This window comes from Francisella adeliensis, assembly GCF_003290445.1.
GTDB classification, from domain to species: Bacteria; Pseudomonadota; Gammaproteobacteria; order Francisellales; family Francisellaceae; genus Francisella; species Francisella adeliensis.
On record NZ_CP021781.1, the window covers coordinates 1,009,371 to 1,024,789 of the forward strand.

A 15,419-nucleotide genomic window follows, 5' to 3' on the forward strand; every position below is an offset into this window, starting at 1 on the left:
GGGTAGTTTTTAGATCAAAACAAGGTTAACTAAAATAGATATGATAAAATCATAGTAATTAAAAACTAATCAGTCTAAAACTTGATGAGTAGATTTGTTCAAAATATAATGTATATTGCTATTTTTTTACTAATATTTGGTGGAAGTGTTTTTTATTTTACTCATAGTAGTACATATAATGTAAAAGGTGTGTATCTACCAAAATATAGTGTAACACCTCCCGCAACTAGTCCTAATGAAGTTAGGGTATATAATTTACATTATAAAAGTGAAAGTGATGATTCTATCGGAACAATAAGAACATCTATTCATGTAGAAAGTAAAAAAGAATTTAATAAGTTGTGTGAAGCAAATATAGCCAAGGCTGTAGATATTGCTGCTAAAAATGGAGTTCATGAAGTAAAGTTTGTATGTATATACCCAGAAGGTGAGCTTAACCAACTAAGCAGTGTTTCGTTGTTAGCATATGCTTTTAGAGATTAGAACATATGAAAAAACTTAAACAAAATTTGTTATATATTTCTATTTTAGCTGTAATATTTATTGTATGTTTTTGGATTTTTATGCCAGAACTAGATAAAGATCCAAAGGGTGTTTTTCTACCAAATATAGGTTATACAGAATCGACACCTATACCAAATAATGCCGTTAAAAATGAAAAACTAAAAGCTACAGATAATATAAGTGATAATATTGGTAAAATAGTAGTCATAGTACACCAAACAACAACTAGTGCTTCACAGCAACAGTTATGTTTAAATAACCTAGAAAAAGCTGTTTCATTAGCTAGTGAAAAAGGTGTTGCTGAAATTAGATACACATGCTCAGATATTGATGATAAGAGTAATGTTAGATTAATAGCTTATGCTTTTAGAGGTAATAAATAAATGAAAAAACTAAATGTAATCTTTGCAGGCACCCCTGATATATCTGCACAAGTATTAAAAGATTTATACACAAGTGAGCATAATATTCAAGCAGTACTTACTCAACCAGATAGAGCAAAAGGGCGTGGAAAAAAGGTTCAGTACTCTCCAGTAAAGGAGATAGCTTTAGAAAATGATACTTTAGTACTACAACCACAATCTTTTAAAAAAGAGCCTGAAAGCTTAGAAGTTTTAAAGGAATTAAAGCCTGATGTTATTGTTGTTATTGCTTATGGAATAATTGTACCTCAAGAATTCTTAGATATACCAAAATATGGTTGTTTGAATATACATGTGTCACTACTACCAAAATGGCGTGGTGCAGCACCAATCCAACGAGCTATAGAGGCTGGCGATACTACTACTGGTATTACAATAATACAGATGGATAAAGGCTTAGATACAGGTGATATACTAAATACGTTTGAAGTAGATATTAGCTCTTGTGATACCTCTGAAATGCTTCATGATAAGTTTGCTAAGCTTGCAATAAGCCCCTTACTAGAAACTTTACAAAACATTGACTCAATTGAAGCTAAACCTCAAAAAGGTATACCAAGTTATGCTCATAAGATAACGAAAGAAGAAGGCTTAATTGATTTTGAAAAATCTGCTTGGCAAATTAGTTGTCATATAAGAGCTTTTACACCATGGCCATCAGCATTCTTTAAGCTAGATAACGATACTATAAAAGTAGGGCAATTTGAGATACTTGAAAGTGTAAATAATCAAGCTGGTGAAGTCGTAAATATCACAAAAGAAGGGTTTGATATTGCTACAGAAGATAATGCAGTTCGCTTTAAGCAATTACAATTTCCAAATAAGAAAATGCTCAATATAGCAGATATTCTAAACGGTAATGATTTAAGCAAGTACATAGGATATAAAATAGGATAGATATGAAAGTTGGTTTTATTGTTGATGATTTAAATACATTTAATATCACAAAAGATAGTACGTACATGATGATGTGTGCAGCAGAGGATAAAGGCTGGGAAATCTATGTTTTTTATTTAAATGAGCTATGTATCTTAAATGGCGACCCTAAGGGCAACCCATTTAATATAAGAATCAAAAAAGATAAAACCCCTTGGTATGATGTAACTGCTAGTAAGAACAATATCTCATTAACAAGTTTAGATTGTATCTTTATGCGTAAAGACCCACCATTTGATATGGAATATGTATATGTGACTTATATGTTGGATTTAGCAAAAAAAGCAGGTGTACTGGTAGTAAATAATCCTCAGGCTCTTAGAGATTTTAATGAAAAGGTTGCTATATCATACTATCCAAAACATGCTCCAAACACACTTATTACGCGTAGCTATGCTGAAATCAATAAGTTTTATGCTAAATATAAAGATATTATTGTAAAGCCACTTGATGGCATGGGTGGTAGCTCCATTTTTAGAATAAAAGATGGTGATAAAAATAAAGCCGTAATTCTAGAGACTCTTACAAAACATCAAACTAGCTATATAATGGTACAAGACTATCAAGAGGCTATATCTCAAGGAGATAAGAGGGTTCTTATAGTAAATGGTGAGCCTATAAAGCATGTGGTTGCACGTATTCCAAGTGATAGTGATAATCGTGGTAATTTAGCTGCAGGAGCTACTTCAGAAGTGCGAGCTATTACAGATGCAGAATACAAGATGGCAAAAAAAATAGCTAAAAAACTAAAAAAACAGGGTGTAATGCTAGCAGGTATTGATGTAATTGGCGATAAGCTAACTGAGATAAACATCACAAGTCCAACTTGTATGCGTGAGATATATAAAGCTACAAAAATCAATATTGCAAGTTTGCTAATGCAAGCGGCTGAAGAAAAAATACAAAAAATGAAACAGGAGCAGTTAGATGTCGACTAACACTAATTCAGAAAAACTATTTATAAATGCAAAACAATATACTCCAGGCGGTGTGAACTCGCCAGTTAGAGCATTTAAAAGTGTAGGGCAAGATTTCCCAAGATTTATTAAATCAGCAAAAGGTGCATATCTTTATGATGTTGATTGGAATAAATATATCGACTATATAGGTTCATGGGGGCCAATGATACTTGGTCATGGTGATGAAGATGTGGTAGATGCTATTAAAAATCAACTTGATGAAGGCTTAAGCTACGGTGCACCATGTACATTAGAGATTGATTTAGCTAAGAAAATTACTGAGCTTATGCCAAATATTGAGCAAGTAAGATTTGTAAACTCAGGTACAGAAGCAACAATGAGTGCTATCCGTGTAGCCAGAGCATTTACCAAAAGAAATAAAATTATTAAGTTTGAAGGGTGCTACCATGGTCATGCAGATGAATTTTTAGTTGCAGCTGGGTCTGGAGCATTGACTTTAGGTCAGCCTAACTCGCCAGGTGTTCCTGCTGATGTAGTTAAAGATACACTTATTGCAAATTTTAATGATATAGAATCTATTGAGAAATTATTTGCAGAATATGGTGATGATATTGCTTGTATCATTATTGAGCCAATAGCTGGAAATATGAATTTTATTCAACCTAAAGAAGGCTACTTAGAGCAATTACGAGAAATTTGTGATAAATACAAAAGCTTACTAGTTTTTGATGAGGTTATGACTGGTTTTAGAGTTGCATTAGGTGGTGCTCAGGATGTTTATAATGTTAAACCTGATATGACTACTTTGGGTAAAGTGATTGGTGGTGGTATGCCAGTAGGAGCATTCGGCGGTCGTAAAGAGATAATGCAAATGGTTGCTCCAGCTGGTCCTGTATATCAAGCAGGAACTCTATCTGGAAATCCTATTGCGATGGTGTCAGGACTAAAAACTTTGAAAAAAATCTCACAATTTGGCTTTTATAATGAACTTTCAAACAAAGCTAAAAAGTTAGTAGATGGTTTAAATGAAGCTGCAGAATCTACAGATTTTGCTTTCCATGCTAAAAGTTTAGGAGGAATGTTTGGTTTATACTTCTGTAAAGCTAGCGTAGCTGTAGATACTTTTGTAGATTTACAAAAAACTGATTTGAAATTATTTAATAAATTCTTTAGTTATATGCTAGAAAATGGTGTTTATTTAGCACCATCGGCTTATGAAGCTGGTTTTATATCTATCGCTCACAGTGATGAAGATATTAATAAAACTATAGAGCTTGCTAAAGATTTTTTTAAAGATAATAAATAAAAAAAACTAAGAAATACATTATGAATAAAACACTAAAAGATATTTTGATAATCATAGGAGTTATGATTGTCGCCTTCTGTATGTATGGAGTGCCAAGTTTCTACTCACCAGATGAAACTAGATACTCTGAAGTAGCAAGAGAGATGATTGTAAATCATAATTTTATTGTACCTCATATAAATGGTGTTATATTTTTCCATAAACCACCTATAATTTATTGGTTAACTTGTGCTTTTATGAGTGTCTTTGGTGAAAACACTTGGGGAGCTAGGTTAGTAAATCCTGTACTCTTAACTATATGTTTAGTTTTTGCCTATTATGTAATTAGTAAAATTTTAAAATCAAGGGCTCTTGGTTTATATTCAATAGCTGTAGCATCTTCAAGTGTAATGTTACTTTTTATTGGTAGATACTTAAATATGGATTTAGCTATAGCAGTGTTTTTGAATATGACTATTTTAAGCTACTGGATGAGTTTGAAATATGATGATAATTACCTTAAAAGTACATTTTGGTTATTGTTGGCTTTTATATTTTCAGGGTTAGCTGTAATGACAAAGGGGCTTATCGGTATAGTTTTTCCTATGGCTATTGTCGGGTTATATAGTTTATTAATGGGTCAGTATAAAAGATTATTTGATATTAGATTATACATAGGCTTAATAATTGTAGCTGTAATATCTTTACCATGGATTTATGCTGTAGAAGAATATCACCCACATTTTGCATACTATTATATTGTCGTTCAGCAGATATTAAGATTTTCAGTTGATGAACAAAATAGAGATGTAGCAAAATATATATACCTTTTTGCTGCAGTTGCTGCTATTTTTCCATGGACATTTTTCTTACCACAAGTTTTTAAAAACTTTTTTTCAAAAGAAGCATTTAAAGATAGAAAAAACAATCAAGATAAATGGTTTTTATTTGTTTGGTTTATTTTTATATTTATTTTCTTTGGGTTATCTAAATCTTTTTTATTTGGATATTTAGCACCAATGATACTTCCTTTAGCTATTTTAATTGCATTTGAATTAGAAAAGCTTTCAGTTAAGCAGACTTTCTCTAAATGGGATAAAGCATCATTTATATTACCAATTTTTATATTTAGTTTGTTACCTATAGTTACAATAGTTGTGTTATGCATTCCTACTTTTTGGAGTAATATTTTTAAATTTATAATATATCTAGTTCCTGTTGCTTTAGTATCTATAGTTATAGTTTATAAATCAATATATGCCCTAAAAGCTCAGAATATTAAGCAGCTAGTTGGCTGTTTTTGTGTAATGTTATTTGTAATAGCAAATTTTGGTTATGCTTCTGGTGAATATTTTGATTTTAAAGATACAAAGCCAATTATAAGTGATATATCTAAAATAAGAGTTAAGTACCCAAGTCTTAAGCTCTACACAAGTGACAGATTCTATCAGGTAGCTTTTTATACTAAAGAAATTCCGACGATGATAAACGATGAGGGGGAGCTTGATGATGTTAAGAATTTCAAAAATTCTGAAGCGAATGAGTATCTTACAAATTATCCGAAATTTATTAAACAATGGAATAGAGCAACAAAACTTGAATTACTAGTAGTTATAAACAAACCTGATTTTGATAGTCCTAAATCTTTAAAAGATTATAAGCACGATATAGATAAAGATAAGTTCTATATTATAGATTCTACGAAATATGCTTCATTAGTTGCTAATAAAAATATCAAAGTGTAAATATATTACTAAGAGCTGCTTTTATATTTATATCAAGATGGGTCCTAGTATAATTTGTTTGATCTATCGATGTAGCACCGTATATACATACATAATTTTTAATATTATTTATATGATCGTTATCATACGGATTTATTGCAGCAATATTTATTGTTTTAGCAGAGTTGATAGCTGTTAAGTCGCTATAAGTTTGATTAAACTCATGTAGGTTAGCAGAAACTAAAATTACTAAATCACTTGAGCTTAAAAGAGTAGAAGTAGCTGCAGAGATATTCTTATCATTAGAGCTGATAATTTGTTTAGCTACATCTACATCAAGATTCTTAGCTTCAATAAGATTTTTTAAGTGAAGATGAAAATCTCCAAGCCTATCTCTATCAGTATCAAGAATTGTAATTCTTTGATTATTAGCTAAAGTAAATGGAACTAAACTATTATTTTTGATAATAGTAGTACTTTGCTTTGCTATATTAAAAGCTGTATCTTGATGTTTTTGTGAGCTAACTATGTTGTTTGCAATTTCTAACTGCTCATCGAGAGTATTCGCATAAAGTGGACTTTGATTTAGTTTATGTAGTTTTTTATATGTGATAACTTTATCATAAGCAGCATTTACAACCTTAGCAAAATCTTTATTTTCAAGGTATTCTTTTTCAAGAGCGTCAAATAGTTTTTCAAGCTTGTAAACATCATCTTCACACCAAACTCTCACAGGCATAAGTACAACATCTACGCCAGCATATATAGCCATTTTAGTAGCCTCTATCTCACCAAAATGAGTAGAAATGGCTTTCATATCCATAGCATCAGATACAACTAACCCTTTAAAACCCATAGATTCTTTTAAAAGTTTTGTAATGATTTTATAAGAAAGAGTTGCAGGTATATATAGCTGTTGGTTTGTCGCTATTGATGTGTGTTCAGTACTATCTAATTTAGGCATGCTTATATGAGCGGTCATTACCATATCGTATTCGCTAGCTAGCTTGCGAAATGGTTGTAACTCGACTTGCTCTAGATCTTCGATACTTTTGTCTAAAACTACAGCACTATGGTGACTATCTAAAGCTGTATCACCATGACCTGGGAAATGCTTTACACATGAGATAACACCAGCATCTGCTAATCCTTTTAAAGACTCTCTGGCATATTCTGTTACAACACTTGCGTTATCTGAATATGATCTTACGCCAATAATAGGATTATCTTTATTTGAGTTCACATCTATAACAGGGGCAAAATTTGTATTGATACCTAAGCTATATAGTTCATCACCTATTAGCTTTGACATTGTATAAGCATTATTAGGATAATCTGTCGCAGCTATAGCCATATTACCACAACCGCTAGTGCCTTGCTTTAGTCTATGCACACGACCACCTTCTTGATCGGTACCAAAAAATAGTGGAGTAGCTATATTATCTTGCAAATCTCTGAGTAAAGATATTGTTTGCAAATTATTCTCAATATTTTCTTTGAAGAGAATAAAGCCACCAAAATTATAGTTCTTATAAAGCTTGCAGACTTTTTCATCTGCTTGTGTGAAAGGGATGTTTTGACCATCAGAGTTTTTACCCCAGTAGCGAAAATCCATCATAAAAAGTTGGCCAAGCTTCTCTTTAGCTGTCATTACATTCCCCAACCATGACCAACTATCATTTTTTGACCTGTTAAAGCATTAGTTTTAAAACCTGCTAAGAATATAGCTACGTCTGCAATATCTTGAACAGATGTAAATTCACCATCTACAGTACCACCAAGCATTACATTTTTGATAACTTCCTCTTCGGAGATATCTAACTCTTTTGCTTGCTCTGGAATTTGTTTTTCAACAAGAGGAGTCATCACAAATCCAGGTCCAATTAGGTTTGAAGAGATATTATGCTCAGCACCTTCTTTTGCTAATGCTTTTACAAAACCAACTTGTGCATGCTTAGCTGCTACATAAGCAGACTTATTCTTAGAGGCTAGTACAGAATGCACAGATCCCACAACTATAATTCTACCTCCAGTTTTTAGTCTAATCATATGCTTCATAGCAGCTTGAGTAACTATTAGAGTACCTGTCATGTGAATATCAAAAAGCTTCTTCCATGCACTCACACCAAAATCTACGATAGGCGAGATTATTTGAATACCTGCATTATTGATAACAGTATCTATACGACCAAAGATATCTACTACTTTATCTATAGCAGTATTTACTTGATCTTCACTCGTTACATCCATCTCTACTGCAAGAGTTTTGGTTTTGAATTTATCAGATAGTTCAGTTGCTACAGTTTGTGATTTTTGTAAATCTAAATCAGCGATCACCACTTTTGCACCTTGTTTTGCAAATTCTACTGCCATACCAAGTCCAAGACCAGAAGCTGCACCTGTAATTATTACTACTTTATTTTTTACTGACATAAAATTACCAACATTAATATTTAAATATAATAAAAATTATATAATAAATATGATAGTAAGCGATATGATTTTAGAATTATTTTTTGAAAATAAAGATATCTTTATTTTAGATAGTCGTAGACAATCTCACCAAATCCTAAAGTTACATCTGCAATAAAATGAGAGCCTTTTAAGATTTCTTTAACTGGTAAGTGATGAAGAGCGGCCTGAACATGATTAAATACTTGTAAATCAGCTGGGGCTGTCCATGCACCTTTTATAGTTACATCTTTTGCATGATATTTTACAAGCTGGCATATGCTTACATCTTTCCCATTTACATGAGGGATAGTTTTAAGTAAAAAATTTGGTGTTTCTTCTAGTGATTTTTTAACTACAGCTTTATCTACTTCTTGATATTTATACCCCATTGTACCAAAAGCAACATCAATATTGCCATATCTAATAGTACCTAATAGCGTATCTTCATCAACTACAAGAGTAGGGTGAGCATATTTTTTAGGGAAACCCCAAATTTCTCGACCAGCAGCTATAGATGGAAGATTATCCAACAACATTATATGTGAATATAAGCCTTTTTTACCATCAAGCTCAACTTCTATAAGTTGACCAGCCTCATTGAAACTTCCAAAACCATTAGAGTCATGCATTTTCATAAATTCAAACTTTACAAGACCAGTGGGTTTAAGAGGTTCTGGAACAAACTTTTTCAAAATATCAATATCCGCTAGATAATCAATTATAAAATATTCTCTATTTGTGAACTTATAGTCAATTCTATTAGCTGTTGGAGATACTAATGGCATTGAAAAAACATTCTTTTTTACATCTTCTATTTTCATATTAAAATCCTATGTTTTAGTTCAATAATTTAATTATATCTAAACCTTTGAGATAAAACATACCTAAGAATGATTATTTTTTCTTTGAAAGTATTCTTTATCTGCAATATAAATTGTTTTAGTTGCTTTAGCGTACACATTACCACTCAAATCTTCATACTGAACAGGAAGAGTAACGACGCACTTATTTTTCAATTCAATCTTATTTTTGATGGTTTCAATTTGTTCTTTAGTAAGCTCAAATCTAGCATAGACATCATTAAAAACTGGCTTTAAATAATCTATAGTTGCTGCTAAATCCCAAACCACATATTTGTCCCCAAGTATACTCATCAGTTGTAACGGGTATACAGGATCTAAAGATGAATATATAGCACCTCCAAAGCCTGACTTATGATAGTTCATTGTATTTTCTGTAAGGTTGAACTTAAGGTGCACTTCTAACAGGTCATCTGAGACAAAAAGAATTTCTCCTCCTGTAGCGATAAAAGCAGGGATATTGTTAAATGTTTTAACAAGCATCTTAGAGTCTTCACTAAAGTTCCTATTTGTCTCAAAAATTGGTTTCATATTTCTGTTTATCTTTGGTTTATGAAATCTATAGCTTTATTTAAAGCTACTTCGGCATTTTTTAGGGGAGAAAGTCCAATACTGCCAATAAATCCGTGAAACATTTCATCATCATAATGGGTTTCAACAGTTACACCTTCTGATCTAAGTTTATTTTCATAGGCATAAATTCCATCAATTAATATATCATGAGTAGCTGCGATTAGAAGAGTATCAGGCTGTTTTGTATCTTTATAAAACAAAGGTGATATTTGAGGGTTTTTAAAAAACTCTCTGTCACCTTTTGCTTGAGGTACATATGCGTTAATAAACTTTTTGCTCCATTTCATATTTAAATGATATTTATAGGCATCGTATTTTTTATGAGATTTATAGCTGGTATATTTGTCAGTAGCAGGGTAGACTAAAATCTGAGCTTTAGGCATTGTTTGTTGCCTTTCGTGGCAAACTATTGTAGCTAGATTACCACCAGCACTGTCACCCATAATAAAGATCTCTTTATGGTCCACGTCAAAGTTTTTTGCATTGGCATATAACCAATCATAACCCTTTAAAGAGTCTTCTACTGCAGCAGGGAACGGCGCTTCAGGAGCAAGTCTATACTCTAATGAAAATACATCAAGATTACTATTATCACAAAGATAACGACAAACATTATCATAAGTGTCTACAGAACTTACACACCAGCCACCACCATGAATAAAAAATATAGCTTTATTAGAAGATTTAGATGTAGGTTTATAATGTCTAATAAAAACATCTTTATCTAAAGCTACATCTTTAGTAGTAACATCACTTTTAGGTATATTTTGTATTTGCTCCATTGTTATCTTTTCAAAGATTTCTCTTTGCTGTGGGAATGGGAGGTTTTTTATTTGCCTAATTTCAGGTGTATCTAATATCGCCTCTAAACTTGGATGATATGTCATTAAGTTATTCCTCTTATATCTTATGAACTCTTATAATATCTACTTTTTGTTTCTGTAACTGTGATGATAAGTCAATAGTTGCTCTATCTAACTCATCTATAGTACTGTCTTTAGATAGTTTTAACACTGATGGTTTGCGAGAATGTCCTACTAAAGCTTTTAGGCTCAACTCACCTCTTAAATCATCTATTTTATTTAAAACGTGTAATGCGACATCTTGCTTTTTACCGAACCCAAAACCTACATCAAAGTATATATTTTCTTGCTTAACACCATTTGATACAAGTATTTGCTTCTTTGACTCTATGAACTTATTAATCTCTTTGAGAGCATTTTCACTTTCTAAGTATTTACTTCTTTCATCAATGCCTAGATTATGAGTAATCACATATTTTTTATTGTATTTAGCAATCAACTGGGCTTTTTTCTCAATATTATTACCCTCAACATCATTTATCATCCAAACAATATCGTGATATTTTTCTAAAACCTTTACCATTACTTCATACTTTCTCGTATCAATACTGATTAATGGGCGATACTTAAGGTTTGCTGATTGTGATTTAAAATATTTAAGAAAATTATCAAGCTTTTGAAATTCTTCATCTACAGATATAGCACAAGCGTTTGGTTTTGTAGATTCTGCACCAATATCAATAATCTCAGCACCAGATTCAATTAAATTCTCAAGGTTTGTTTTTCTTTGGTTATCATCAAAATGTCCATCTGAAAAAGATTGCTCAGATATATTAACTATTCCCATACGCATTGTGTCTGAAAGAGTCTGATTAAGTTTATCTATTGGTCCTAGCTCTTTGAGTCTGATTTGGGGGTTAAACTCAGCATACTTTGGGTGTTGCCAACTTCTATCTAAGTCTAATAGTGGGGCTAATGCAAAATTTCTATTGATTAGTTCTTTATGTGGAATTGATAAATTATCATTTTCAAACATCAAGTCATCAGCAGCTAATATATCTAAATCTATAATTCTAGGAGACCATGTAGGGGAGCTTAAGTTTCTACCAATGCTTTGTTCAATCTCTTTTAAGGTTACAAGTAGCTGCTCTGGCTTTAATGAGGTTTTAATTTTTATAGCTGTATTTAAAAACTTTATATTCCACTCTTTAGGAGAATCCTTTTTCAACAAAGCATCACTGCTATATAAAGCAGCCTTTTTTATAATTCTAATATCTTTATGAGTATCTATAAGAGTTACTGCTGAGTGAATATTCTCAAGAGTAAATCCTATATTTGTACCTATACCGATTATATAATTCATACTATCCTTTTATTATAAAGCTTGCTGTTTCTATATGAGACATAGGAGGGCGTTTTATAAGTTTAAGATATCTTACGCAAACACCATATTTCTCAGTTATAAAGTTATGTATTTGTTTTGCTAAATATTCAATAAGATTGCAACTAATATCATCACAAAAATTTTGAATTTCATTGCGTAAAGTATAATAACAAATAGTTTGCGTTAAGTCATCTGTATCACTAGCACAGAAGTCTTTTGAGAATAGTAGTTCAAGGTCTAGGTATATAAGTTGCTTAATATTACGCTCTTCATCTGAGCAACCAAGATTAACATAAATTTGTAAGTTTTCTAAGAGTAAAGATTGTTGCATTATTCTGATTAGGAGTTGTATTTACTATAGGTATAAATATATCATATCTATTTATTTATAAAGTACTTATTTAAATGTCTCAGCTTCAAAAGTTCTTAAGAAAAATAGAGTCTCACAATAATAAATATGTATACTTTGAAAATACTAAGTTTACCTATAATGAAATTATTGATAAAAGTTATGCTTTAGCTAGAGTTATCGAACAGCATAATCGAAAAAAGATATTTTTTAATTTAAAGAATTCTCCTTTATCAATTTGTTTATATTTAGCTAGTTTGATAGCAGATGTAGATTTTTCAATACCAATTAATCCTCGCTTAGTTGATAGTGAGCTAGTTAGTATACTTGAACCAGACTCTATATTTTTTACTTTTCAAAAGTCAGTTTTTTTAGATGATTTCGCTAATAAAAATAATATAAAGATAATTGAGATATTTGATGAAGTAGGTTTTTTAAAGGCATTAAAAAAACCACAAGATTTTAGAATTTATAATAAATGTCAAATTGCTCATGTCAGTTCAGGAACTACAGGTTTTTATCAAAAGCATTATCATTCTATTGATCAAATTATTAATTATGCTACGACACAAACATACAGATTAGGTTTAATGAAAGAAGATCATTTGTTGATTGCTTTATCAGTAAATCATGCATATGCATTTTCGTATCAGTTACTACCTGCACTTGAGCTTGGTTTAAATATAACTTTCGTAAAAGAATTTACTCCTGAGGGTGTATTAAAAATAATTAATAACTCTAAAATATCAGCTTTAGCACTATTACCAAGTATGTATTATCTTTTAGAGCTTGATAAGATCAACATAAATAGTCTTAGATATGTAAGTGTAGCAGGCGATATGATCTCAGAAGATTTGCAAGAAAGAATTTCTAATAAACTACAACTTCCTTTATTAACAGGTATAGGTATGACAGAAGTTTTTGGCTATGGTCAGAATACGGTTTTGGAGGGGGTTAATGTTATCGAAGTATTTCCAGATACTAATATAAAAATTGAAAAATTCGATGGAGTTGACTACGGTAAGATCTTCATAAAAAATGAAATGCTACCTTTAGGTTCTTGCCAAGGTTGGTTTGAAACTGGAGATGTTGGTAGTTTTAATGAAAAAGCATATAAACTAAAGTTTTATGGAAGGTATAAAGATATTATCATCAAAGGAGGCTCTAATATTGCCCCTAAAGAAATCGAGAATATTATTCTGAAAATAGATGGTATAAATGATTGTGTAGTTGTTGGAAAAACAGATAAAATATGGGGAGAGGTGCTTTGTGGTTTCTTAGTTACTGATAAAATAGAATCTACACTAGATTTTATCAATGATCATTTAGTAAATTACTTAGCAAAATACAAAAAAATTGACCATATAGTTAAAGTAGATAAGATTCCTTTAACACCGACAGGAAAAATCAATAGAAAACACCTAAAAGAAATCGCAAATGAACTTTAGTAACGACTATGCTATATTTGAAAATAAAATAACTGAGCAAGATAAATATTTTTTTTATGATCCTGTTGAGGAGATTATTGCTAAAGATAAAGCTTCTTTAGGTAGTGCATTTAAGGAGCTCACACGACTGCAACAAAAAGGCTTATATTTGGTTGGGTATGTTAGCTATGAAGCTAGTTATTATTTAACACCATACTTGGCTCACTTGAGATCTGATAATTCTCAAAAGCTATTACACTTTATTGCTTATAAAAATTATTCTACTAGAATTCCTAGCGACCTATTGAGTAAGGATGATGAAGGAGTCATAGATCTTTTATATGATCATTTAAGCTTAAATGATTATGATAAACAATTTTCAGAAGTCTATTCTGCTTTAACTAAAGGAGATAGCTATCAAATAAATCTAACTAAAAGAGTGTCTGGTCAAACAGATTCAAAAGGGTTGGGGATTTATAATACTCTAAAAAAATATCAGCAAGTAAAATACGCATCATACTTACAGTTTAAAGATGATGAAATAATATCTTTATCACCTGAACTTTTCTTTGAAAAAACTCAATCTAAGCTAACAGTAAAACCAATGAAAGGTACCGCTCAAATTATTGAAGATGATAATGATGGTTTGATTCATAATAAACTGAAAAATTGTACTAAAAATAAAGCTGAAAACTTAATTATTGTAGATCTATTAAGAAATGATCTATCAACTATAGCAAAGAATCATCTTGTAAAAGTTGATAAAATTTTTGAGATTGAGAAGTATAAAACACTATATCAGATGGTTTCGCAAATTTCTGCTGAAGTCACCAAAGAAATCTCAATTAAGAAGATATTTGAGAATTTATTCCCATGCGGTTCTATTACAGGAGCCCCAAAGAAGAGAACTATGGAGTATATCAAAAATATAGAGAGTGGTGATCGAGGTATATATACTGGAGCGATTGGGTATATAATGCCCAATAACGATATAACTTTTAGTGTAGCAATAAGAACGATTAAAAAAAATGGTAGGAAGATTAAGTTTGGAGTCGGAGGAGGTATTACAGTTTCTTCTGAAATTAGTGATGAATGGCAAGAAATGAATACTAAAATGTCATTTATTAAAGAAATCTATAAACCTAAGTTTTCAATTATAGAAAGTATATATTTTTCTAATAAATTTAAAGATTTGGATCTACATCTTGAGCGTTTAAAATTAACAGCGCAAAAACTTTTCTTTGAGGTAAATATTGCAAAATTAAAACAGTCCATTATCTCTTATACAAAGGAGTTGGATAGTAATAAACAATACAAGATTCGCTTAGAGTATTTATATGATAAAAAAATTCTTATTACAGATAGTCAGATAGATAACACAAATAAAAAATTAGTTAAGCTTATTGTATGTCCTGAAAAAGTTGACTCTAATAATTTTATGTTTAGATATAAAACTACACATAGTTCTACAAGAGGTTTTTATACTGATATGCATAACAAATACATTGGTAAAGAAGATAATAAGGAACTAGTTTTCGTAAACGAACAAAATAATATAACTGAAACTAGATTTCACAACATACTTGTTAAAAAAGACAATAAAATCTATACGCCAAGATTAGAGGATGGAGTATTAGATGGTATAGCTAGAAAGAAATTACTAAACGACAATAAAATAAGTCAGAAAAATATTTCTCTAAAAGATTTAGAAAATGCTGATGAAATATATTTAGTTAATAGTGTTAGAGGCATAATTGAAGCCAGGTTGGAGCAATAAA

General features: G+C 30.9%; 15 protein-coding genes. 8 read left to right on the forward strand and 7 right to left on the reverse strand.

The genetic code is table 11. The features are described 5' to 3' along the window. Window positions 1-84: 84 nt before the first annotated feature. From fvfA (CDH04_RS04900) to CDH04_RS04925, 6 genes are read left to right on the forward strand one after another with little or no spacing between them, the layout of a single operon-like run. Window positions 85-483: a Francisella virulence factor A gene (gene fvfA / locus CDH04_RS04900; protein WP_112869964.1), complete on the forward strand. Its 399-nt coding sequence runs from the start codon at window positions 85-87 to the stop codon at window positions 481-483. A gap of 5 nt (window positions 484-488) precedes the next feature. After that, entirely contained in the window at window positions 489-887 is a 399-nt protein-coding gene (gene fvfA, locus CDH04_RS04905; protein ID WP_112869965.1) for a Francisella virulence factor A, read from the forward strand. Beyond that, entirely contained in the window at window positions 888-1,823 is a 936-nt protein-coding gene (gene fmt / locus CDH04_RS04910) for a methionyl-tRNA formyltransferase (protein WP_112869966.1), read from the forward strand. A gap of 2 nt (window positions 1,824-1,825) precedes the next feature. Beyond that, window positions 1,826-2,800 carry a glutathione synthase gene (gshB, locus tag CDH04_RS04915; protein ID WP_112869967.1) on the forward strand — a complete coding sequence of 325 codons (975 nt, stop codon included), beginning with the start codon at window positions 1,826-1,828 and terminating at the stop codon, window positions 2,798-2,800. Beyond that, window positions 2,790-4,088: a glutamate-1-semialdehyde 2,1-aminomutase gene (gene hemL / locus CDH04_RS04920; protein WP_112869968.1), complete on the forward strand. Its 1,299-nt coding sequence runs from the start codon at window positions 2,790-2,792 to the stop codon at window positions 4,086-4,088. Before gshB ends, hemL begins: the two co-directional genes overlap by 11 nt. Window positions 4,089-4,108: 20 nt before the next feature. After that, window positions 4,109-5,812: an ArnT family glycosyltransferase gene (locus CDH04_RS04925; RefSeq protein ID WP_112869969.1), complete on the forward strand. Its 1,704-nt coding sequence runs from the start codon at window positions 4,109-4,111 to the stop codon at window positions 5,810-5,812. On the opposite strand, the gene CDH04_RS04930 is transcribed toward CDH04_RS04925, so the two are convergent. The 7 genes from CDH04_RS04930 to CDH04_RS04960 form a co-directional block, all read right to left on the reverse strand. Beyond that, complete coding sequence (locus CDH04_RS04930) at window positions 5,802-7,442, reverse strand: glycoside hydrolase family 3 N-terminal domain-containing protein (protein WP_112869970.1); 1,641 nt, start codon at window positions 7,440-7,442, stop codon at window positions 5,802-5,804. The genes CDH04_RS04925 and CDH04_RS04930 overlap by 11 nt on opposite strands. Next, on the reverse strand, window positions 7,442-8,224 hold the full coding sequence (locus CDH04_RS04935) for a 3-hydroxybutyrate dehydrogenase (RefSeq protein WP_112869971.1): 783 nt from the start codon (window positions 8,222-8,224) through the stop codon (window positions 7,442-7,444). The genes CDH04_RS04930 and CDH04_RS04935 overlap by 1 nt, the downstream gene beginning before the upstream one ends. Before the next feature lie 101 nt (window positions 8,225-8,325). Further along, window positions 8,326-9,066: an acetoacetate decarboxylase gene (locus tag CDH04_RS04940; protein ID WP_112869972.1), complete on the reverse strand. Its 741-nt coding sequence runs from the start codon at window positions 9,064-9,066 to the stop codon at window positions 8,326-8,328. Between the two features lie 63 nt (window positions 9,067-9,129). Next, window positions 9,130-9,636 carry a PaaI family thioesterase gene (locus CDH04_RS04945; protein ID WP_112869973.1) on the reverse strand — a complete coding sequence of 169 codons (507 nt, stop codon included), beginning with the start codon at window positions 9,634-9,636 and terminating at the stop codon, window positions 9,130-9,132. Between the two features lie 8 nt (window positions 9,637-9,644). After that, window positions 9,645-10,565, reverse strand: coding sequence for an alpha/beta hydrolase (bioJ, locus tag CDH04_RS04950; protein ID WP_112869974.1), 921 nt, complete (start codon window positions 10,563-10,565; stop codon window positions 9,645-9,647). 13 nt (window positions 10,566-10,578) lie between these two features. After that, on the reverse strand, window positions 10,579-11,844 hold the full coding sequence (gene folP, locus CDH04_RS04955; RefSeq protein WP_112869975.1) for a dihydropteroate synthase: 1,266 nt from the start codon (window positions 11,842-11,844) through the stop codon (window positions 10,579-10,581). A gap of 1 nt (window position 11,845) precedes the next feature. Next, window positions 11,846-12,196 carry a dihydroneopterin aldolase gene (locus CDH04_RS04960; RefSeq protein ID WP_112869976.1) on the reverse strand — a complete coding sequence of 117 codons (351 nt, stop codon included), beginning with the start codon at window positions 12,194-12,196 and terminating at the stop codon, window positions 11,846-11,848. Between the two features lie 74 nt (window positions 12,197-12,270). Between CDH04_RS04960 and CDH04_RS04965 the strand changes: the two genes are divergently transcribed. Beyond that, window positions 12,271-13,662 (forward strand): class I adenylate-forming enzyme family protein, encoded by a 1,392-nt coding sequence (locus tag CDH04_RS04965; protein ID WP_112869977.1) that lies wholly within the window; start codon window positions 12,271-12,273, stop codon window positions 13,660-13,662. Next, on the forward strand, window positions 13,652-15,418 hold the full coding sequence (pabB, locus tag CDH04_RS04970) for an aminodeoxychorismate synthase component I (protein WP_112869978.1): 1,767 nt from the start codon (window positions 13,652-13,654) through the stop codon (window positions 15,416-15,418). The genes CDH04_RS04965 and pabB overlap by 11 nt, the downstream gene beginning before the upstream one ends. Window position 15,419: the final 1 nt, after the last annotated feature.

What these genes read in the sequence shown, in the direction of transcription:
- fvfA (WP_112869964.1), top strand. Translation starts at nt 85, where the DNA reads ATGAGTAGATTTGTTCAAAATATAATGTATATTGCTATTTTTTTACTA.
- fvfA (WP_112869965.1), top strand. Translation starts at nt 489, where the DNA reads ATGAAAAAACTTAAACAAAATTTGTTATATATTTCTATTTTAGCTGTA.
- fmt (WP_112869966.1), top strand. Translation starts at nt 888, where the DNA reads ATGAAAAAACTAAATGTAATCTTTGCAGGCACCCCTGATATATCTGCA.
- gshB (WP_112869967.1), top strand. Translation starts at nt 1,826, where the DNA reads ATGAAAGTTGGTTTTATTGTTGATGATTTAAATACATTTAATATCACA.
- hemL (WP_112869968.1), top strand. Translation starts at nt 2,790, where the DNA reads ATGTCGACTAACACTAATTCAGAAAAACTATTTATAAATGCAAAACAA.
- CDH04_RS04925 (WP_112869969.1), top strand. Translation starts at nt 4,109, where the DNA reads ATGAATAAAACACTAAAAGATATTTTGATAATCATAGGAGTTATGATT.
- CDH04_RS04930 (WP_112869970.1), bottom strand. Translation starts at nt 7,442, where the DNA reads ATGACAGCTAAAGAGAAGCTTGGCCAACTTTTTATGATGGATTTTCGC.
- CDH04_RS04935 (WP_112869971.1), bottom strand. Translation starts at nt 8,224, where the DNA reads ATGTCAGTAAAAAATAAAGTAGTAATAATTACAGGTGCAGCTTCTGGT.
- CDH04_RS04940 (WP_112869972.1), bottom strand. Translation starts at nt 9,066, where the DNA reads ATGAAAATAGAAGATGTAAAAAAGAATGTTTTTTCAATGCCATTAGTA.
- CDH04_RS04945 (WP_112869973.1), bottom strand. Translation starts at nt 9,636, where the DNA reads ATGAAACCAATTTTTGAGACAAATAGGAACTTTAGTGAAGACTCTAAG.
- bioJ (WP_112869974.1), bottom strand. Translation starts at nt 10,565, where the DNA reads ATGACATATCATCCAAGTTTAGAGGCGATATTAGATACACCTGAAATT.
- folP (WP_112869975.1), bottom strand. Translation starts at nt 11,844, where the DNA reads ATGAATTATATAATCGGTATAGGTACAAATATAGGATTTACTCTTGAG.
- CDH04_RS04960 (WP_112869976.1), bottom strand. Translation starts at nt 12,196, where the DNA reads ATGCAACAATCTTTACTCTTAGAAAACTTACAAATTTATGTTAATCTT.
- CDH04_RS04965 (WP_112869977.1), top strand. Translation starts at nt 12,271, where the DNA reads ATGTCTCAGCTTCAAAAGTTCTTAAGAAAAATAGAGTCTCACAATAAT.
- pabB (WP_112869978.1), top strand. Translation starts at nt 13,652, where the DNA reads ATGAACTTTAGTAACGACTATGCTATATTTGAAAATAAAATAACTGAG.